At 72.1% G+C, this 20,967-nt stretch carries 13 protein-coding genes; 5 read left to right on the top strand and 8 right to left on the bottom strand.

The window, feature by feature from the left end; genetic code table 11:
* Positions 1–9 precede the first annotated feature (9 nt).
* Genes MW290_RS01240 through MW290_RS01215 form a run of 6 tightly spaced genes read right to left on the bottom strand, consistent with a single transcriptional unit; the run spans position 10 to position 8,907 of the window.
* Complete coding sequence (locus MW290_RS01240; RefSeq protein WP_250195547.1) at positions 10–1,137, bottom strand: ABC transporter permease; 1,128 nt, start codon at positions 1,135–1,137, stop codon at positions 10–12.
* Between the two features lie 4 nt (positions 1,138–1,141).
* Entirely contained in the window at positions 1,142–3,868 is a 2,727-nt protein-coding gene (rbbA, locus tag MW290_RS01235) for a ribosome-associated ATPase/putative transporter RbbA (RefSeq protein WP_250195546.1), read from the bottom strand.
* Entirely contained in the window at positions 3,865–4,935 is a 1,071-nt protein-coding gene (locus MW290_RS01230) for an HlyD family secretion protein (RefSeq protein WP_250195545.1), read from the bottom strand. The genes rbbA and MW290_RS01230 overlap by 4 nt, the downstream gene beginning before the upstream one ends.
* 5 nt (positions 4,936–4,940) lie before the next feature.
* A complete protein-coding gene (locus tag MW290_RS01225) occupies positions 4,941–6,377 on the bottom strand; it encodes an efflux transporter outer membrane subunit (RefSeq protein WP_250195544.1) in 1,437 nt (478 codons plus the stop codon).
* Between the two features lie 4 nt (positions 6,378–6,381).
* Positions 6,382–7,158 (bottom strand): enoyl-ACP reductase FabI, encoded by a 777-nt coding sequence (fabI, locus tag MW290_RS01220; RefSeq protein ID WP_250195543.1) that lies wholly within the window; start codon positions 7,156–7,158, stop codon positions 6,382–6,384.
* Positions 7,159–7,161: 3 nt separating this feature from the next.
* Entirely contained in the window at positions 7,162–8,907 is a 1,746-nt protein-coding gene (locus MW290_RS01215; RefSeq protein WP_250195542.1) for a PHA/PHB synthase family protein, read from the bottom strand.
* Between the two features lie 124 nt (positions 8,908–9,031).
* On the opposite strand from MW290_RS01215, the gene MW290_RS01210 reads away from it, so the two are divergent.
* Positions 9,032–9,703 (top strand): TetR/AcrR family transcriptional regulator, encoded by a 672-nt coding sequence (locus MW290_RS01210; RefSeq protein ID WP_250195541.1) that lies wholly within the window; start codon positions 9,032–9,034, stop codon positions 9,701–9,703.
* Between the two features lie 76 nt (positions 9,704–9,779).
* Here MW290_RS01210 and MW290_RS01205 read toward each other — a convergent pair whose 3' ends face one another.
* The gene (locus MW290_RS01205) at positions 9,780–10,499 is read right to left on the bottom strand and encodes a Crp/Fnr family transcriptional regulator (protein ID WP_250195540.1); all 720 of its coding nucleotides are present in this window, start codon (positions 10,497–10,499) and stop codon (positions 9,780–9,782) included.
* Positions 10,500–10,668: 169 nt separating this feature from the next.
* Between MW290_RS01205 and MW290_RS01200 the strand changes: the two genes are divergently transcribed.
* Together MW290_RS01200 and MW290_RS01195 are read left to right on the top strand one after the other, a co-directional pair.
* The gene (locus tag MW290_RS01200) at positions 10,669–10,935 is read left to right on the top strand and encodes a hypothetical protein (protein WP_250195539.1); all 267 of its coding nucleotides are present in this window, start codon (positions 10,669–10,671) and stop codon (positions 10,933–10,935) included.
* Between the two features lie 43 nt (positions 10,936–10,978).
* Positions 10,979–11,503, top strand: a complete 525-nt coding sequence (locus MW290_RS01195; RefSeq protein WP_250195538.1) for a VIT1/CCC1 transporter family protein — start codon at positions 10,979–10,981, stop codon at positions 11,501–11,503.
* A gap of 5 nt (positions 11,504–11,508) precedes the next feature.
* Here MW290_RS01195 and MW290_RS01190 read toward each other — a convergent pair whose 3' ends face one another.
* Positions 11,509–12,201, bottom strand: coding sequence for a Crp/Fnr family transcriptional regulator (locus MW290_RS01190; protein WP_250195537.1), 693 nt, complete (start codon positions 12,199–12,201; stop codon positions 11,509–11,511).
* Positions 12,202–12,403: 202 nt separating this feature from the next.
* On the opposite strand from MW290_RS01190, the gene MW290_RS01185 reads away from it, so the two are divergent.
* Complete coding sequence (locus tag MW290_RS01185) at positions 12,404–12,646, top strand: hypothetical protein (protein ID WP_250195536.1); 243 nt, start codon at positions 12,404–12,406, stop codon at positions 12,644–12,646.
* A 61-nt stretch (positions 12,647–12,707) separates the two neighbouring features.
* On the top strand, positions 12,708–20,948 hold the full coding sequence (locus MW290_RS01180) for a GH36-type glycosyl hydrolase domain-containing protein (RefSeq protein WP_250195535.1): 8,241 nt from the start codon (positions 12,708–12,710) through the stop codon (positions 20,946–20,948).
* Positions 20,949–20,967: the final 19 nt, after the last annotated feature.

Below are 20,967 nucleotides of genomic sequence, written 5' to 3'. Positions count from 1 at the left end.
TGGAGGGCGTCAGGCCATCTGCGCCAGGGTGCTGCGGAAGCGCCGCAACGACAGGCCGAACAGCAGCGCGCCGATGAAGGCCAGCGCCGCGAACTGCGGCCACACCACCGCCAGCCCCGCGCCGCGGAACAGGATGGCCTGGCCCAGCTGCACGAAGTGGGTGGTGGGCGCGGCCAGCATCACCTGCTGCACCAGCGCGGGCATGCTCTCACGCGGCGTCTGGCCGCCCGAGAGCATCTGCAGCGGCAGGATGGTGATGACCAGCAGCATGCCGAACTGGGGCATGTTGCGCGCCACGGTGGCCATGAAGATGCCCATGGAGGTGGTGGCAAAGAGGCTGAGCGCTGCCCCGGCAAAGAACAGCGGCAGCGAGCCGGCCACCGGCACCTGCAGCGCGCCGCGCACCACCAGCGTGATCGACATCCAGGCCGCCAGCAGCACCACCAGGCCCATGGACCACACCTTGGCCAGCATGATCTGCGCCGGTGTCACCGGCATCACCAGCAGGTGTTCCACCGTGCCGTGCTCGCGCTCGCGGATCAGCGCCGCGCCGGTGAGCACGATGGCCAGCATGGTGATGTAGTTGATCAGCTCCACCAGGCTGCCGAACCAGGCGCGGCTGAGCGAGGGATTGAAGCGCGAGCGCAGCACCAGCTCCACCGGCGGGGTGGCGCTGCCGCGATGGTGCTGGGTGAACTCGGCCACCTCGGCCAGCACGATCTGCTGCACATAGCTGCTGCCGCTGAAGGCCTGGCTCATGCGCGTGGCGTCCACGTTCAGCTGCAGTTGCGGGCCGCGGCCGGCCAGCACGTCGCGCTGGAAGTGGCGCGGCACCACCAGCGTGAAGGTGAAGTCGCCGGCGTCCATGCCGGCATCCATCTGCGGCCAGTCGATCATCACCGGCGGGCTGAACAGCGGTGGGTAGAAGGCGCTGGTGATGCGCTGCGACAGCGGCGAGCGGTCCTCGTCGACGATGGCGATGGCCGCGTTGTTCAGCGTTTCGGGCTGCACCCGCGCGGCGTTGTAGATGCCCAGCGTGAACACGTAGCCGATGAGCAGCAGCATCACCGGGTCGCGCCACAGGCTCCACAGCTCCTTGATGCCCAGGCGCCAGGTGTTGGCGATGAAGTGGTGCATTCGGTCAGGCGTCTTGTTTTCGCAGCAGGGCGATGGCTACACCCAGGATCACCGGCACCGCCAGCGCCATGCTCGTCAGCGCATGCTGCAGGTCGGCCGCGCCCAGCGCCTTGCTGAACACCCCGCGGCTGAGGTTGATCATGTGCGAAGCCGGGTACAGCTCACCCACCAGGCGGGCGCCGCCCTGCAGCGAGGTCACCGGGTCGAGCAGCCCCGCGAACTGCGTGGCCGGCAAGATGGTGCCGATCATCGTGATGAACAGCGCCGCGATCTGGCTGCGCGTGACGCTGGAAGCCAGCAGCCCCATGCCGGTGGAACACAGGCTGAACAGCAGCGCGCCCAACGCCAGCGTGGCAAAGCTGCCGGTGATCGGCACCTGGAACACGGTGACGGCCATCCCGCTCATCAGCAGGAAGTTGAGCATGGCCAGGGCCACGTAGGGCAGCTGCTTGCCCAGCAGGAACTCGGTCCGCGTCACCGGCGTGACGTACAGGTTGAGGATGGAGCCGGTTTCCTTCTCGCGCACCACCGCCAGCGCGGTGAGCATGGCCGGCAGCATCAGCAGCAGCAGCGGGATGGTGGCCGGCACCATGGCCGGCAGGCTGCGCACGTCGGGGTTGTAGCGGAAGCGCGTTTCAACACCCGGCTGGCCACCGGCGCCCGCCGTCTGCTCGGCCAGCCAGTGCTGGTGGATGCCTTGCACATAGCCGCGCGCGGTCTCGGCGCGCTGCGGCATCGCGCCGTCGATCCAGGCGCCCACCTGCACCGGCTGGCCGCGCAGCACCTGGCGCGCGAAGCCGGGCGGTATCTCCACCGCCAGCGACAGCTCGCCGCTGCGCAGCCGGCGCTCCATGTCGGCATCGTCGGTGATGGGCGGCTGCTCGCTGAAGTAGCGCGAGCCCGACAAAGCCAGCCGGTAGCTCTGGCTCAGCGTGGACTGGTCGCGGTCCAGCACCGCATAGCGCAGGTGCTCCACGTCGAGGTTGATGCCGTAGCCGATCACCGCCATCAGGATCAAGGAGCCGGCCAGTGCCAGCGTGCCGCGCACCGGGTCGCGGCGCAGCTCCAGCGCCTCGCGCCACAGGTAGGCCAGCAGCCGCTGCAGGCTGAAGCGGTGGTGGCGGGGCGCCGCGCTACCGGCCGGGGCGGCCACCGGCCCGCCGGTTTCAGGCGCGGCCTGCTGGCCGGGGTCGGCTTCCAGCAGGTAGCCGATGAAGGCCTCTTCCAGCGTGGCGGCGCCGCGTTGGGCCACCAGCCGGGCCGGTGCATCGCTGTCCAGCACGCGGCCGGCATGCATCATCGACATGCGGTCGCAGCGCTCGGCCTCGTTCATGAAGTGGGTGGAGATGAAGATGGTGACGCGGTCGCGCCGCGACAGCTCGACCAGCAGCCGCCAGAAGGCATCACGGGCCACCGGGTCCACGCCCGAGGTGGGTTCGTCCAGGATCAGCAGCTCGGGCCGGTGCACCATGGCCACGGCCAGCGACAGGCGCTGCCGCATGCCCAGAGGCAGGCTCTCGGGCAGGCTGGCCTGCACCGCTTGCAGGCCGAAGCGCTCGGCCATCTCGTCCACCCGCGCCGGGATCTCGGCCGCCGGCACCTGGAAGAGCCGTGCATGCAGCACCAGGTTCTGCCGCACCGTCAGCTCGCCATACAGCGAGAAGGCCTGCGACATGTAGCCCACGCGGCGGCGGGTGGCCAGGTCGCGCGGATCGATCTCGCGGCCGAACAGCCAGGCCTGGCCCTCGGTGGCCGGCAGCAGGCCGGTGAGCATCTTCATGGTGGTGGACTTGCCGCAGCCGTTGGAGCCGAGGAAGCCGAAGATCTCGCCACGCCGGATGCGAAAGCTCACCCGGTCTACCGCCACGAAGTCACCGAAGCGCATGGTCAGCCCGCGCGCCTCGATGGCGATGTCGTCCTCGGCCGCCTGCAGCGGCGGGATGAGCACCGGCGCATGGCCGCGCTTGCGCGCTTCGGGCAGCAGCGTGATGAAGGCCTGCTCCAGGGAAGCGGCGCCGGTGCGGGCCAGCAGCTCGGCCGGCGTGCCGGTGGCCAGCACCTGGCCGGCGTCCATTGCCACCAGCCACTCAAAGCGCTGGGCTTCGTCCATGTAGGCGGTGGCCACGATGACGGACATGCCCGTGCGCTCGCTGCGGATGCGGGCGATCAGCTCCCAGAACTGCGCGCGGGCCAGCGGATCGACGCCGGTGGTGGGCTCGTCCAGGATCAGCAGGTCGGGGTCGTGGATGAGGGCGCAGCACAGCCCCAGCTTCTGCTTCATGCCGCCCGAGAGCTTGCCCGCCGGCCGCGACAGGAACCGCTGCAGCCCGGTGGCGGCGGTCAGGCTGTCGATGCGGCGCCGTCGCTCGGCCGCTTCATGGCCGAAGAGGCGGGCGAAGAACTGCAGGTTTTCTTCCACCGACAGCGTCGGGTAGAGGTTACGGCCCAGGCCCTGCGGCATGTAGGCGATGCGCGGGCCGATGGCTTGGCGGTGTGCCGCATCGGCGATGTCGCCGCCCAGCACCTGCACGCAGCCGGCCTGCACCCGGCGCGCGCCCGCCACCAGCGACAGCACGCTGGACTTGCCCACGCCGTCGGGGCCGATCAGGCCCACCATGCAGCCGGCCGGCAGGTCGAGCGTCAGCCCGGCCAGCGCCTGCGTGGCGCCGTAGCGCTGCTGCACGCCCTGCAGCCGCACCACCGGCGCGATGGCACCTGGTCCCGCGGTCACGGCTGCACCACGCGGGCCAGGTGGGCCGGCCAGGGCCGCTGCGCATCCAGCCGCACCCAGGCCATGCCGGGCAGGCCGGTCTTCACCTGGTCCAGGTGTTGGCGCAGCAGCTGGCGGTCGATCTGGGCGCGCACGCGGAACATCAGCTTCTGCCGCTCGCTGGTGGTCTCCACCGTCTTGGGCGTGAACTGGGCATTGCTGGCCACGTACGACACCTTGGCCGGGATGACCACCTGCGGCGCCGCGTCCAGCACGATGCGCACCTCGGTGCCCAGGGCCACGCGGCCGGCCACCTCGGTGGGCAGGAAGAAGGTCATGTACACGTCCGACAGGTCGATGAGGTTGAGCACACGGCCACCGCCAGCCAGCACCTCACCGGGCTGCGCGACGCGGAACTGCACCCGGCCGTCGCGCGGGGCCTTGAGCTGGCTGTCGTCGATCTCGGCCTGGATGCGCTGCAGAGTGGCCTGCACCGCCTGCACCTGGGCCTGGGCGCTGGTGACCTGGGCCTGCGCCGCGGCGATGGCGGCTTCGGCCGAGACCACCTGGGCCTGCACCGCGGCCACCGCCGCCTCGGCGCCGCGGCTGCGGGCGCGGTCGTCATCCAGCGTCTGCGCCGAGGTGGCGCCTTCGCGCGAGAGGGTCTCCGACCGTTCCTGCCGGCGGTGGGCGGCGTCCAGGTCGGCTTCGGCCCGGCGCACCTGGGCCTGCAGCGCGGCCTGGTCGGCGCGGCGCATGGCCACTTGCGCCTGGGCGCTGGCCACGGCGGTGATGGCCTGCTGGCGCTGGGCCTGCGCCTCCTGCTGCTGGGCCACCAGGGTCTGCACCTGCATGGTGGCCAGCACCTGGCCGGCCTGCACGAAGTCGCCTTCGTCCACCCGGATGTCGTCCACCCGGCCGGCCAGCTTGGTGGCCACGTCCACCTCGGTGGCTTCGATGCGGCCATTGCTGCCGATGAAGCCTTCGTCCTGCGTGGCGGCCTGGTGCTGGTGCCACAGCAGCGCGCCGGCCACGGCCAGCGCCAGCAGCACGGCCGCGGGAATGAGCTTGTTCTTGGTCGGGGCCATGGTGTTCAGGGCTGGGCGGATGACGAGGGGGAGGGGGCAGGCAGCGTGGCCGAGCCGCCGCCCAGCGCGCGGTACAGCGCCACCTGGCTGGACAGCAGAGCGCGTTGCGTCTGCGTGAGCTGCTGGCTGGCCGCGATCAGCGAGCGTTCGGCGTCCAGTACTTCGAGAAAGCTGGTGGCGCCGTGGTCGTGGCTGAGGCGGGAGAGGCGGGCCCGCTCCTGCTGCACCGCCAGGGCCTGCTGCTGCACCTGCAGCTGCTCGGCCAGCCAGCGGCGGGCGGCCAGGGCATCTGCCACCTCGCGGAAGGCCACCTGCACTGCCTGTTCGTACTGCACCACGGCCTGCTGCGTGCGCACCTGCGCCAGGTCGAGGTTGGCCTGGTTGCGGCCGCCATCGAACAGCGGCAGCACCAGCCGCGGCGCAAAGCTCCAGCTGCGGCCGGCGCCGCGGAACAGGCCTTCCAGCTCGTCGCTGGCGCTGCCGCCGAAGGCCGTGAGCTGGATGGTGGGAAAGAAGGCGGCCCGCGCCGCGCCCACCTGCGCATGGGCGGCGCGCAGCCGGTGCTCGGCCGCCGCCAGGTCGGGCCGGGCCAGCAGCAGGGCCGAAGGCAGGCCGGCCGGCAGCACGGGCAGGCGCCAGGCGGCCAGCGGCTCGGGCAGCGGGGCCAGGGTGGCGGCCACCGGCTGGCCCACCAGCAGGTCGAGCGCATGGCCTTGCTGCGCCTGCTGCAGCAGCAGCTCGGCCACCAGCGCATCGGCCTGGGTCACCAGCGTCTGCACCTGGGTGAGTTCCAGCCGAGAGGCGGCCCCCACCTCGAAACGGCGGCCGAAGATGCGCAGCGATTCGCGCTGGCTGGCCGCGCTGTCCTGGGCCAGGCGCAGCCGCTCGTCGGCTTCGCGCAGGCCCAGGTAGGCATCGGCCACGCCGGCCACCAGGGCCAGCGTGGTGGTGCGGCGGGCCTCGTCGGTGGCCAGGGTGGTTTGCAGCGCGGCTTCGTTCAGGCTGGCGACGCGGCCCCAGAAGTCGATCTCCCAGCTGCTGATGGCCAGGCCCGCGCGCCACTGGCTGGCGGTCACCGGCCGGCCGGTCAGGCTCAGGTCGGCCGGCGTGCGGCCACGCGTGGCCTCGGCCGACAGCGCCAGCGTGGGCAGGCTGGCGCTGCGCTGCACGCCGTACAAGGCCTGCGCCTCCTGCAGCCGCAGCACGGCCAGGCGCAGGTCGTGGTTGTGGGTCAGCGCGTGGCCGATGAGCTGGCGCAGCGTGGGGTCGCTGAAATAGTCCTGCCAGGCGATGGCGAAGGCGGGCGGGGTGGCGGGCGCATCGGCTGCGGTGTCTGCGTACTGCGCCGGCAGCGGCGAGGCAGGCGGCTGGTCCGGTGGCGCCAGCGAGGCGCAGCCGGCCAGCAGCGCGGCGGCGGCCAGGGCGGCAGTGGGGAGGCGCATCGGGTCAGCCCAGGATGTGGTGGCCGCCGTCCACGTACAGCGTGCTGCCGGTGATGGCGCGCGCGCCGTCGCCGGCCAGGAAGGCGCAGAGCGCGCCCACGTCTTGCAGCGACACCAGCCGGCGCAGCGGCGCGCGCTGCACCGCATCGGCCAGCAGCGCCTCGAACTGCGGAATGCCCGAGGCCGCGCGCGTGGCCAGCGGCCCCGGCGAGACGGCATTGACGCGGATGCCGCGCGGCCCCAGCTCGGCCGCCAGGTAGCGCATGCTGGCTTCCAGCGCCGCCTTCACCGGGCCCATCACGCCATAGCTGGGAATCACCTCTTCGGCGCCCACGTAGCTCATGGTCATCAGGCTGCCGCCTTCGGGCATCAAGGGCTCGGCCAGGCGCGCCATGCGGGCGAAGGAATGGCAGGAGATGTCCATCGCCCGCAGAAAGCCTTCGCGTGAGCAGTCGGTCACCCGGCCATGCAGGTCGGTCTTGGGCGCAAAGGCGATGGAGTGCAGCACGAAGTCCAGCCGGCCCCACTGGCGTGTGATGGCCTCGAACACCGCTTCCATCTGGCCCGGCTGCTCCACGTCCAGCGGCAGGGTGATGGGCGCGTTCAGCTGGCGCGCCAGCGGCTCCACGTAAGGCCGCGCCTTGTCGTTGAACCAGGTGACAGCCAGCTCGGCGCCGGCCGCCACGAAGGCCTGGGCGCAGCCCCAGGCGATGCTGTGCTCGTTGGCGATGCCGACGACCAGACCCTTGCGGCCTTGCAGTGACGGTGTGGCGGTGGTCATGGTTCAGCGCTCCATCACGTAGTGGCCGGGCGCGGGGCCCAGGTCGGTGGTGCCGGGCAGGCCCAGCCGCGGTGGCTTGCGCCGCGGCCCCGAGTGCGCGGCCAGCCATTGCTGCCAGGCCGGCCACCAGGAGCCTTCATGCAGCGCGGCCGCGGCCTGCCATTCGTCAGGCGCCAGGTAGGTGCCGCCGGCCGGCCGGGTCAGCAGCCGGTAGTGGCGGTGCGAACCGGCCGCCGGCGGGTTGACGATGCCGGCGTTGTGGCCGCCGCTGGTCAGCACGAAGGTGATCTCGGCCGGGCTGAGGAAGTGCAGCTTGTGCACCGAACGCCAGGGCGCCACGTGGTCGGTCTCGGTGCCCACCATGAAGGTGGGCCGCTGCAGGCTGCCCAGCGACACCGGCCGGCCGTCCACCGGGTAGCGGCCTTCGCTCAGGTCGTCGTCCAGGAACAGCCGGCGCAGGTACTGCGCATGCATGCGTGCCGGCATGCGGGTGGCGTCGGCATTCCAGGCCATCAGGTCGTTCATGGATTCCGGCTCGCCCAGCAGATAGCTGTTGACCAGGCGTGACCACAGCAGGTCGTACGAGCGCAGCATCTGGAAGGCGCCGGCCATCTGGCGGCTGTCCAGGTAGCCGGTCTCGGCCATCTGCGCTTCCAGCAGGCTCACCTGGCTGTCGTCGATGAACAGGCCCAGCTCGCCCGGCTCGCTGAAGTCGGTCTGCGCCGCGAAGAAGGTGGTGGTGGCCAGGCGGTCGTCGCCATCGCGCGCCATGGCGGCGGCGGCGATGGCCAGCAGGGTGCCGCCCAGGCAATAGCCGGCCGCATGCACCTGCGTGCGCGGCACGATGCGGTTCACCGCGTCCAGCGCCTCGAAGAAGCCGTGCTGCAGGTAGTCGTCCATGCCCAGGTCACGCTCGGCTTCGCCGGGGTTCTTCCAGGACAGGCAGAACACCGTGTGCCCCTGGTCCACCAGATGGCGCACCAGCGAGTGGTGGGCCGACAGGTCGAGGATGTAGTACTTCATGATCCAGGCCGGCACCAGCAGCACCGGCTCGGCATGCACCGTGGCCGTGGCGGGCGCGTACTGGATCAGCTCCATCACCCGGTTGCGCAGCACCACGCGCCCGGGCGTGGCGGCCACTTCATGCCCGGGGCGGTAGGCCTCGGTGCCTGCGGGTGGGCTGTGGCTGGCCAGCCGCTGCAGGTCCTGCAGCCAGCGCTGCGCGCCACGCAGCAGGTTCAGCCCGTGCTCGTCGCGCGTGTGCGCCAGCGCCACCGGGTTGGTGGCCAGCTGGTTGCCGGGCGAACCCATGTCCAGCCACTGGCGGGCCCAGAAGGCCACCAGCTTCTCGTGGTGGGGCGAAACACCGGCCACGCCGTGGGTGGCTGCGTCCCACCACTGCTCGGTCAGCAGAAAGGCCTGGTGCCACAGGCTGAAGGGCCACTCGCGCCAGCCCGGCGCCGCGAAGCGGCGGTCCTGCACCGGCGTGGGCACTTCGGTGCGCTGCGGGCCCGCCGCCAGGCGTTGTGCCTGGAAGCGCCCCAGCGCCTGTGCCTGTGCCACGGCCAGCTGCAGCAACTCGATCTGCTTGCCCGGTGAGGCGGCCAGGTGCAACTGCCAGTCCTGCCAGGCCAGCAGCAGCGCGGCCGGCGACAGCGTGCCGGTGAAGCGGGCCAGCGTGGCGCGGGCCAGGGTGTCGAGGTGGCGCGACGCGGACTCGTCGGCCAATGGGTGGGTGCTTTCAAGCATGCAGCCAATCTATGCAGCCCGGCACCGCGCGGGTTTGATCTGGATCACTAAAAACCGGACGGTCGGTTTCCAGCGGGGGATCACCCGGTGACGCGGCACCGCAGCCGTGCCCACAATGGTCTGCATGAGCCCGACCGGTCTGGCCACCGAGGCCTTCTCCGCCACCGTCGCCCCTGAGGGCCGGCACCCGCCCCGCCGCCGGCTGCCGGCTTCCACCCGCACGGCGCAGATCCTGGAGGCGGCGCTGCAGGTGTTTGCCGACAAGGGCTATGCGGCGGCCCGCATCGACGACATCGCGGCCGCGGCGGGGCTGTCCAAGGGCGGCATCTACACCCACTTCAAGAGCAAGGAAGAGATCTTCGAGGCCTTGCTCACGCGCGTGCTGCAACCGCCCGGCAGCGCCGCCGTGCCCTGGCCCGAGGGCCGGGCCGTGACACCGGCGGTGTTGGTGCAAAGGGTGATCGACCCCTTGTACGGCAGCGTGACGCAGCCGCAGGGCCTGGCCATGCTGCGCCTGCTGCTGGCCGAGGGTGAGCGTGCGCCGCAGGCCGTGGACCGCTGGATGGCGGCCACCCTGGAGCCCTACCACGCGGAGCTGGAAGCGCTGGTGCGGCGCGGTGTGGCGCAGGGCCATCTGCGCGATGGTGTGCTGGCCGGTTCACCGCGGCTGCTGCTGGCGCCGCTGCTGCACTTCCTGTTCGACCTGCTGATCCAGGGCGATGCGGTGCGCGACCAGGCCGCCCAGCGCCGCGCGCTGCATGCGGCGCTGGTGGTCGAGCAGATGGCGCCGCGTTGAGCGAAGGGCGTGCGCTCGACGCTTGGCGGCAGACCGTCGACAGCCTGGAGCAGGCCTGCGTTGCTGTCTGCTCCGGTCAGCGCGCGGTGCCCGGCGGCAGCAGCCGCGTGTACTCGTTGCGCACGACGGCGTAGCACTCGCAGGTGCGTTCTTCCAGGCCGCTGCGGTCCAGCACCGTGATGTGGCCGCGGGCATAGCGGATGAGGCCGGCGGTCTGCAGCTTCAGCGCCGCGGCAGTGACGCCCTCGCGCCGCACGCCCAGCATGTTGGCGATCAGCTCCTGCGTCATCACCAGTTCGCGGCCCGGCAGCCGGTCCATGCTGAGCAGTAGCCAGCGGCACAGCTGCTGGTCCAGCGAATGGTGGCGGTTGCACACCGCCGTCTGCGACATCTGGGTGATCAGCGCCTGCGTGTAGCGCAGCAGCAGGTGCATCACCGCGCCCGCGCGGTCGAACTCGGTGCGTATGAACGACGAGCGGATGCGATAACCCTCACCCGCGCTTTGCACCACGCCCCGGCTGGGCGTGGAGCCGCCCCCCATGAACAGCGAGATGCCCACCAGGCCGTCGTTGCCGGCCACGGCGATCTCGGCGGAGGCGCCGTCTTCCAGCACGTACAGCAGCGAGACGATCGACGTGGTGGGGAAGTACGCGTGCGTGAGCGTGGCGCCCGATTCATAAAGCACCTGGCCGAGCGGCATCTTCACCCACTCGAGCTGGGGCTCCCAACGCGCCCAATCGGCCGCTGGCAAAGCGGCCAGCAGCTGGTTGGCCTTCGGCTCGATGCGGACTGGCATGCGGCGGTCTCCGGTATGTCTTCGGCGGCCCGGGATGCGACCGGTGCGGCGCGAAGGTCACGCCGCCAAAACCACTATAGGCGCTTCCCATCCGCCGGTTTGTTCGACACCGCACAGACGGCCGCCTGGCGCCGGTGCAGGCTGTCTGCTTCGCCGTCCGGAGCCCGACATGCCGCCTGAACCGTTCTTCCACGAAGATTCCGGCGCCGTGCGCTTCTGGGTGTTGACCGCCGCATCCACCTACGTGGGCGCCACCATCGGCCGCAACACCTTGTTCTACGTGTACGCAGGCGGCCGGGCCGGCAGCGAGCCTGTTTCGCTGTACCTGCAGCACCGCCGCGAGATCGACGACGCGGTGCTGCGCCGATGCGCCAGCGGTTCGATCGAGCCGGTGATGCTGCGCGAAGCCGACCTGACCCCGCCGCGGCGGTACTGACCTCTCGCAGGGCTCGGATCTCGCCAGCGCACCGAAGGCCGACGTGGGGCACCGACACACCGAACGCCACCGCACCGAGCGCATCGGCTGGCTGCGCGCGGCCGTGCTCGGTGCCAACGACGGCATCGTCTCCACGGCCAGCCTGGTCATCGGGGTTGCCGCGGCCAGCGCCAGCCACGCCGCGCTGCTGGCCACCGGCGTGGCCGGGCTGGTGGCCGGTGCCATGTCCATGGCCGCGGGCGAGTATGTGTCGGTGCATTCGCAGGCCGACACCGAACAGGCCGACATGGCATGCGAGCGGGCCGAACTGCAGGCCGACGCGGCGGCGGAACGGCGTGAGCTGGCCGGCCTGTACGTCGCCCGCGGACTGGATGCCGCGCCGGCCGAGCAGGTGGCCGCGCAGCTGATGACACACGATGCGCTGGGCGCCCACGCGCGCGAAGAGCTTGGCATCAGCGCGGCCTTGAGCGCCCGGCCCTGGCCCGGCGCCTGGCGTGTGGCCTTCTGGGGTGCCTTGGCCATGGCCCTCACGGCCGGTGCGGGCGCCTGGTTCGGCGCGGTGGCGTAGCGGGCTCAGCCCAGCATCGTGTCGTACACGCGGCGGTCGGCGGCGTAACAGCTGCAGGCGCTGCCTTCCAGGCCGGCGCGGTCGAGCACCACCACCACCCCGCGGTGGTAGGTGATCTGGCCGCGCGCCTGCAGCGCGCCGGCTGCCAGGGTCACGCCGGCCCGGCGCACGCCCAGCAGCGAGGCGAGAAACTCATGCGTGACCGGAAAGCGGTCGGCATGCGCGCGGTCCTGCGTCATCAGCAGCCAGCGCGCCAGACGCGGCTCGATGTGGTGGAAACGCAGGCAGGCCGACGAGGTGGCCAGCTGCGTCATCAGCACCACCACATAGCGCTCGAACACCCGGCGCATGGCCGGGCTTTGCAACAGTTCGCGCCGCAGTGGCACCGTGCCCAGGCGCCAGGCGCTGCCGCTGCCTTGCACCACCGCCTGCAGCGGCACACGGGGCACGCCCAGCACCAGCCAGGTGCCGAGCATGCCCTCCCGCCCCACCATGCCCACTTCCACGCTGGGGTGCGCCTCCAGCTGGGTGAGCAGCGAGACGCAGCCGTCCACCGGAAAGTACACATGGCGCAGCGGCCGGGCTTGATCGTGGATCACGTCGGGTCGCGCCAGCTGCACCAGTTCGCTCAGGCCTTGCAGTCGCTCGCGTTCACGGCGCGGCAGCCGACCGATCAAGTGGTTCTGCTGCAGCGTCAAGAGCGACTCCCGTCTGACCCCTGCGGAACATCGAGGGGCGCATTGCAGTGTGGTGCCGGCCTTCGAGCTGCACCGTCTGGCAACGCACAGACGCCGCAGGGGCGCCGGCCTACCCTGCGGGCATGGGCTTCCTTTCCTTTCAACCTGGGCGTGCCACGCACCGCGCCAGCGGACTGTTACACGGCGCGGCCGTGGACTTGCGATGAACCGTACCAACGCCTGCGGGCCGTGCTGGAGCACGGCTGCCTTCGCCCAGGCGGCCGACACCACGCCGCTGGAGCTGGGGGTGCTGGCCGAGCACCTGGCCCTGTGCCACCTGCTGCGCGGCCGGCTCTTCGCGATGCATTGCGCGATGGAGGCGGTGCGCGATTTCGTGGCTGCGCGCTTCGTGACCACGCTGCTCGTGGTGGCCGTGGTCGCCGGCATCGGGTCTCTGGCCTGGTAGGGTGAAGCGACTGACCGGGCTGCCTGCACTGATCCCGGGGGCATCGGCGGCCTTGTGCAGGATGCTCGATCCTGCACGCGGCCCGCTGCAGGCGCCCATCCGCGCCGAGGTTTTCGGCCCGCAGCGCTTTGCCCAGCACGGTCACAGCCTCGCCGAGACGCACCGCGTGGCCGCGGCACGGCTGCGCCAGCCGACCTTCCAGCCGCGGCTGCTCGACAACATCGAGGTGCTGCGCGAAGCGCATCGCTACATCGGCACCCAGGCCGCCACCGGCTACGACATCAGCCCGGCGGCCGAATGGCTGCTGGACAACTTCCACCTGATCGAGGCGCAGCTCACGCAGGTGCGCGAGGGCTTGCCCCGGCGCTATTTCCGCGAGCTGCCGGTGCTGGTGGAAGAGCCGCTGTCCGGGCTGCCGCGCGTGTACGGGGTGGCCTGGGCCTTCGTGGCGCATACCGATGGCGACTTCGACGAAGACCTGCTGGCCGCCTTTCTAGACGCCTACCAGCACACGCGTGAACTCCAGCTCAGCGAGCTGTGGGCCCTGCCGACCACGCTGCGTGTGGTGCTGATCGAAAACCTGCGCCGCGTGGCCGAGCGCGTGGCCTGCAACAAGGCCGCCCGTGAGGCCGCCCACCTGTGCTGCGACCGGCTGGGCCGGCTGGCGGTGGACCAGCTCGAGGCCATCCGCCTGCGGCTGGCGCAGCGCGGCGTCGACCGCATGTTCCTGGCGCAGATGGCGTTGCGGCTGCAGGATCGCCGGCCCGGCGACGAGAGCGGCCTGTGCCCCGGCCACCAGGCGTGGCTGCAGCAGGCCTTGCCCGATCCGGCGACGCAGCAGGCCCAGCACAGCGCGGACCAGGCGGCCAACAACCTCAGCGTGCGCAATGCCGTCACCTCGCTGCGCGACATCGGCGACGCCGACTGGTTCGAGATCATCGCGCGCACCAGCGCCTTGATGCAGCTGATGCTGGGCGCGCCGGTGTTCGAAGCCGAACATGCCGGCACGCGCGACCAGACCTTGCACGGCATCGAACGGCTGGCGCGGCGCTGGGCGCTGAGTGAACGCGCCGTGGCGCAGCAACTGCTGGCGCTGATGCGCAGCGCGCCGGCCGACGATGCGCAGGCCGCCGTGCCGCTGTACTGGCTGCGCGGCGCCGGTCGGCCGGCGCTGATGCGGGTACTGGGGCTGCGCGAGCCGCTGCTGCAGCGCGGCCGATGGCTCGCCCGCCGGCTGGCACTGCCGGCCTACCTGGGCGCGGTGCTGGCCGGCACGCTGGTGCTGCTGGCCGGTTTGCTGCAGGGTTCACTGATGCAGGGCCCACTGATGCAGGGTTCACGGATGCCGCCCGGCGGCGCCTGGATCGGCCTCGCCCTGCTGATGGCCTTCCCCGCGTCGGAGGCGGTGATTGCCGTGCTGCACCGGCTGATCAGCGAGTCGGCGCGGCCACGCTCGCTGCCACGGCTGGCGCTGCGTGAGGGCATCCCGGCCGCCCACCGGGTGCTGGTGGTGGTGCCGGCGATGCTGGACAGCAGCGCCTCGGTCGATGCGCTGGCGCACCGGCTGGAGCTGCACCACCTGGCCAACCCCGAGCCGGCCGCCCAGTTCGCGCTGCTCAGCGACTGGGCCGACGCCGATGCCGCGCAGGTGGCGGGGGATGAGGCTCTGCTGGCGCATGCCCGCCAGCGCATCGACGCGCTGAACGCGCGCCATCCGGGCGAGCCCAACGTCGGCCCGCGCTTCCTGCTGCTGCACCGCGAGCGGCGGTTCAGCGTCTCGGAGCAGCGCTGGATCGGCTGGGAGCGCAAGCGCGGCAAGCTCGAGCAGCTGATCACCGCGCTGGCGCAGGATCTGCCGGGGCCGTTCATCGACAGCGGTGCGGCATCGCGGCTGCCGGTGGGTGTGCCTTATGTGCTCACGCTCGACAGCGACACCCAGCTGCCGCCCGGCAGCCTGCGTGCGCTGGTGGGCGTGGCGGCCCATCCGTGCAACCGCCCCCGGGTGGATGCGGCGCGCCGCCGTGTCGATGCCGGCTATGGCATGCTGCAGCCGCGCATCGCCGTGCCGCTGCCTGCGCTGCGCCAGGTGACGCGCTTTCACCGGTTGTTCGCCGGCCAGTGCGGCATCGACCCCTACAGCGCGGCCAGCTCCGAGGTGTACCAGGACCTGTTCGGCGAAGGCAGCTTCAGCGGCAAGGGCCTGCTCGACGTGCAGGCCGTGCATGCGGTGCTGTCGCAACGCCTGCCCAACGATCAGGTGCTCAGCCACGACCTCTTCGAAGGCTCGCTCGCGCGCTGCGCCGTGGTCACCGACATCAGCCTGATCGAGGAGTCGCCGTTCCATGCCGACGTGGCCGCCTCGCGCCTGCACCGCTGGACGCGGGGTGACTGGCAGCTGCTGCCGCTGCTGCTGTCGCCCCGGCGCTTCCGGCTGCGCGCGGTCAACCGCTGGAAGATGATCGACAACCTGCGCCGTTCGCTGGTGGCGCCGCTGTCGCTGCTGCTGCTGGTGCTGTCGCTCGCCGGCGTGGGGCTGGTGCCGGCCGCGGCGCTGGCGCTGGTGTTCGCAGCTTTCTCGGCAGGTCCGCTGATGGGTGCGGTGGCCGGCCTGTTGCCGCACCGCATCGAGCTGGCCCGGCTGTACTTCTACCGCCACGCGCTGGCCGACCTGCTGCGTGCGTTGGCGGGCGGGCTGTGGCACCTGGCGCTGCAGCTGCACCAGGCGCGGCTGGACTGCGATGCGGTGGCGCGCGCGCTGTGGCGCATGGGGGTCAGCCGGCGCCACCTGCTGCAGTGGACCACCGCGGCGGTGGCGCAGGCGCAGGCGGCCACGCGCCTGGCCGTGCTGCTGCGCCGCCATGCCGCCGACCCGGCACTGGCCACGCTGCTGCTCGGCGGGCTGCTGCTGGCCGGCACGCCCCATGCGGCGCTGGCGGCGGTGGTGTGCGGCATCTGGGCCGCCACGCCGGTGTGGATCTGGTGCGCCAGCCGGCCGCGCTCGCCGCGTGCCGATGCCGCGCTGCTGCCGGCGCAGCAGCAGTACCTGGAGGGTGTGGCGCGCGACACCTGGCGCTTCTTCGAACGCTGCGTGACCGCCGACGACCTGCACCTGCCGCCCGACAACCTGCAGACCGTACCGCACGAGACGCTGGCGCACCGCACCTCGCCCACCAACATGGGCCTGTACCTGCTGAGCGCGGCCTGCGCCCGCGAGTTCGGCTGGATCACCGGCGTTGAACTGGCAGACCGGCTGGAGGCCACGCTGGCCACGATGGACCGCCTGCCGCGCCACCGTGGCCACTTCTTCAACTGGTACGACACGCAGACCGGTGCGGCGCTGTTGCCCATCTACGTGTCCACGGTGGACAGCGGCAACCTGGGCGGCCACCTGCTGGCCGTCAGCCAGGCCTGCCTGGCCCTGGCCGCCGAGCCCGGCACCGACGAGCCGCTGCGCGGCCGCCTGCAGTTGCTGGCCAGCCGCTGCGCCGACCTCGCCTGGAACGCCGACTACCGCTTTCTCTACCACCCGCGGCGGCGGCTGTTCCACATCGGCTACCGCGTGGCCGAGCAGGCGCTTGACGCCGGGCTCTACGACCTGCTGGCCTCCGAATCGCGCCTGACCAGCCTGCTGGCCATCGCCAAGGGTGACGTGCCGGTGAGCCACTGGGCGGCGCTGGGCCGGCCGTTCTTCGCGGTGGGGGCGGTGGCCGGCCTGCGCTCGTGGTCGGGCTCGATGTTCGAGTACCTGATGCCCAGCCTGCTGCTGGAAGAGCCTGAAGGCAGCGTGCTGCGTGACGCCGGCCTGGCCGCCGTGCGCGAGCAGATGCACTTTGCCAGCGCGCACCACGTGCCCTGGGGCATCTCGGAGTCGGCCTTCGCTGGCCGAGACCACACGCTGGCCTACCAGTACGCGCCGCAAGGCGTGCCGCGGCTGGCCTTGCGCCGCACACCACCTGATGAGCTGGTGGTGGCGCCGTATGCCACCGCGCTGGCGGCCGAGGTGGCACCGCGCCGCGCAGCCGCCAACCTGGTGGCGCTGCAGGGCCTGGGCGCACGCGGCGCGCTGGGCTTCATCGAAGCGCTGGACTACACGCCGGCGCGGCAGGTGGCCGGGGAGGGCGTGGCCCGCGTGTCCACCTTCATGTCGCACCACCAGGGCATGAGCCTGGTGGCGCTGGCCAATGTGCTGCGCGACGGCGTGGTGCGCCGCTGGGCGATGGCCGATGCCCACGTGGAGGCGATGGCGCCGCTGCTGCATGAACGGGCGCCACGGGCGGTGCCTTCGCTGAACGCGCCGCCGGCCGGTCCGCCGCTGCAGGCCCTCCAGCGCCGTGGCCCCGGCCTGCTGCGCGAAGTGCGGCCGGGCGCCGCCGCGCTGGAGCCTACCCATGTGCTGTCCAACGGCCGCTACAGCGTCACATTGCGGGCCAACGGCGCAGGCTGCAGCCGCTGGGGCAGCGCCGGCATCCACCGCTGGCGCGACGATGCGCTGCGGGATGCGCTGGGCAGCTTCCTGTACATCCGGCGCGGGCCGCTCGGGCGCCTGGCGTCCCTCACCCAGCATCCCGCGCCCGATGCGGCGGCCGCTTACGCCAGCACCTACCACGCCGATCGCGTGTGCTTCGAGGCCCGCTGGCCCGACCTGCAGGCCCAGGTCACCGTCTGGGTGAGCCCCGAGGACGACATCGAGTTTCGCCAGGTGGAGCTGCGCAACCTGGGCGCTGCGACGCTCGACCTCGAACTGATCTCTGCCTTCGAGCTGACCTTGGCCGAGCCGCGGGCAGACGAGGCCCACCCCGCCTTCTCCAACCTGTTCGTGGGCGCGCAGTGGCGCCCGGCGCTGCAGGCCCTGGTGTTCGAGCGCCGGCCCCGGCTGGCCGATGAGCGTGGGTTGATGGCGGCGCACTTCCTGGCCGCCAGCGAGCCGGTGCAGGCTGTGCAGGCGGTGCGTTTGCAGGCCGACCGCCAGCGCTGGCTGGGGCGCAACCGCAGCGCCAGCCGTCCGCTGGCGCTGTTCGAGGCGGCGCCCGGGTCGCCTGACGCGCCCGCCGATGCGCCGCCCGTGACGCTGGACACCGGGTTGGACCCGGTGTGCGCGATGTCGCTGCAGCTGCGCATCGCCTCCGGCGCCAAGGTGCTGCTGACGCTGGCGACTGCCGCCACCGACAACGGCGGCGTGCTCAGCGCGGTGATCGACAAGTACCGCCAGCCGGTGCACGTGGAGCGCGCTTCGCTGATGTCGGCCACGCTCACCGGCATCCGGCTGCGCACGCTGGACATCGGCCCCGAGGCTTTTGCCGCCGTGCAAAGCCTGACCACCGCGCTGCTGTTCACGCTCACGCAGCCGCGCCCGCTGGCCGGCGACGCTGGGCAACCGCCTGCCATCGACCGCCGGCAGCTGTGGCGCTTCGGCATGTCCGGCGACCGGCCCATCGTGCTGGTGTCGGCCCGCGAATCGCAGGGGCTGGGGCTGCTGCGTTCGCTGGCCCAGGCGCTGCGGCTGTGGTCCTGGGGCGGCATGGCCTGCGACCTGGTCGTCATCAATGCGGAACCGGCGTCCTACGCCCAGCCGCTGCAGCATGCGCTGGCGGTGCTGCGTGAGCGGCACGAGGCCGCCACCGCGGCCCAGGGCGGCATCGTGCACACCGGTTTCCACCTGCTGCAGGCGCATGAGGTGTCGGCTGAAGAGCTGGCCACGCTGCAGGGCCTGGCCCGGGTGCGTTGGCTGGCCGATGGCCGGCCGCTGGTGCGGCATGTGCAGGAGTGGCTGGCCCTGCACGAAAAAGCCTTCGAGCAGCGGCATGAGGTGTCGGGCACCGTGCTGGTGGCGGGCAGCGGTCCGGCGCTGCCGGTGCCGGCGCCGCGAGGCCGTTTCGCGGCGGGCGGCAGTGAGTTCCGGTTCGAGGTGGCGGCCTTGCTACGGCCGCCGCGGCCATGGATCAACGTCATGGCCAATGCGGGCTTCGGCACCCAGGTGTCGGAGGCCGGCGGCGGCTACACCTGGGCCGGCAACAGCCGGCTGCATCAATTGACCGCATGGTCCAACGATGCGGTGGCCGATCCGCCTGCCGAATGGCTGCTGCTGCAGGACCTGCGCAGCCGCGAAGCCTGGAGTGCCACGCCCTGCGCCTGGGGCGTGGCGGAGGCCGACGCGGTGACCTACCAGGTGACCCACGGCCAGGGCTACAGCGTCATCTCGCACCGGCGGCGCGACGTGGCGGTCACGCTCACCTGGTGCGTCGATCCGCAGCAGCCGCTCAAGCAGCTGCAGGTGGCCATCCACAACCTGGGTACGCAGACGCTGCGCCTGCGTGTGGTGGGCCTGGTGGAGTGGGCGATGGGCGCGGGCCGGGCCGATCGCGCCACCGTGCACACCACGCCGCTGCAGCAGCGCCTGGCGCAGGCCCGGCTGGTGGCGCTGCTGGCCACGCAGGGGGATGCATCCGCGGGCTTCGGCGGCAGCACGGCGTTTTTCGCGCTGGCGGGCCCGGCCGACGAAGACGAGGACTGGACCTGCGACCGGCGCGAATGCTTCGATGCCCGCGGTCGCCTGGTGTTGCCCGACCACTTTGGCCGCCAGCACGGCGCCGGGCTGGACCCGTGTGCGGCCTTGTCCACCCGGCTGGACATCGCGCCGGGCGCCTCGGCCCAGCGTGTGTTTTTGCTCGGCCATGCGCCGAACCTCGAGGCTGCCCGTGAACTGGCCGTGCGCGCGGCGGCAGCACCGGCCGATCAGCGGCTGCAGCAGGCGCGGCAGGACTGGGACACGCTGCTGCAGGCCACCACGGTGCGCACGCCCGATCCGCTGTTCGACGCGCTGGTCAACCGCTGGCTGCTGTACCAGACCGTCTCGTGCCGCCTGTGGGCCAAGGCGGGCTTCTACCAGGCGGGTGGTGCCACCGGCTTTCGCGACCAGTTGCAGGATGCGATGGCCCTGGCCTGGGCCGCGCCGCGGATGCTGCGCGAGCAGATCGTGCTGGCGGCTTCACGCCAGTTCGTCGAAGGCGATGTGCAGCACTGGTGGCATGCGCCGGGGGGTGCCGGTGTGCGCACCCATTTCAGCGACGACCTGCTGTGGCTGCCCTGGGCCTGCGCCCACTACCTGCGGGCCACCGACGACGCTGGACTGCTCGACGAGGCTGTGCCCTTTCTGGACGGGCCGGCGGTGCCAGCTGGGGCCGAGGACCTGTACGACACGCCCGGCCGCAGTGGGCAGTCGGCCTCGGTGTACGAACACGCGGCCCGCGCCATCGACCGCAGCCTGCGCACCGGTGTGCACGGCCTGCCCTTGATGGGCACCGGCGACTGGAACGACGGCATGAACCGCGTCGGTCATCAAGGCCGCGGTGAATCGGTGTGGCTGGGCTGGTTCCTGTGCGCGATGGTGGCCGACTTCGCCCCCATTGCGCGGGCCCGTGGCGAGCGCGCGCGCGCCGACCGCTGGGACGCGGCCGCCGTGGGCTGGCAGGCGGCACTGCGCGGCCCCGCCTGGGACGGCGCCTGGTTCCGCCGCGCCTTCTTCGACGATGGCAGCCCGCTCGGCTCGGAGGCCAATGCCGAGGCGCGCATCGACCTCATCGCCCAGGCCTGGGCGGTGCTGTCGGGCGTGGCCAGCTGGCCGCAGCAGCTGGTGGCGATGGCCGCGGTCGAGGCGCAGCTGGTGGATGCGTCCGCCGGCCTGGTGCGCCTGCTCCATCCGCCGCTGGCGCTGGCGCAGCCCAGTGCCGGCTACATCCAGGCCTACCCGGCGGGTGTGCGTGAGAACGGCGGCCAGTACTCCCACGGGGCGGTGTGGGCGCTGATGGCCCAGGCCCAGCTGTGGGCGGGCCATGCCCACCCGGGCAGCGACGAGGCGGCCTGGCGCTACTTCAGCTGGCTGAGCCCGGCGCACCGCGCGGCCGATCCCACCCAGGGCGCGGTGTACGGCCTGGAGCCCTACGTGATGGCCGGCGACGTCTACACCCACGTGCCCTACGTGGGCCGGGGCGGCTGGAGCTGGTACACCGGCGCCGCGGCCTGGATGCACCGGGCGGCGATCGAATCCATCCTCGGGCTGAAGCTGGCCGCCACCACGCTGTGCCTGCAACCCTGCCTGCCCGCGCACTGGCCGCGGGCCGAACTGGTGCTGCGGCGCGACGGCCGCACGTTGCGTTTCGTCCTGCTGCGCGGCACCGAGGCCGAGGCCCTGCACCTGGCGGCCACCCTGCCGGCCGGATTGCTGCGCCCGGGGCAGCCGCTGGCCTGGCAGGAGACGGGTGAGGCGGCTTGTTTCGTGGTGCCGGTGGAGGGCCCCTCGGCGTGAGTGCGGGTCGCGATGCAGG

This window comes from Aquincola tertiaricarbonis, from assembly GCF_023573145.1.
Lineage (GTDB): Bacteria > Pseudomonadota > Gammaproteobacteria > Burkholderiales > Burkholderiaceae_C > Aquincola > Aquincola tertiaricarbonis_B.
This window is presented reverse-complemented; position numbering and strand designations above follow the sequence as displayed.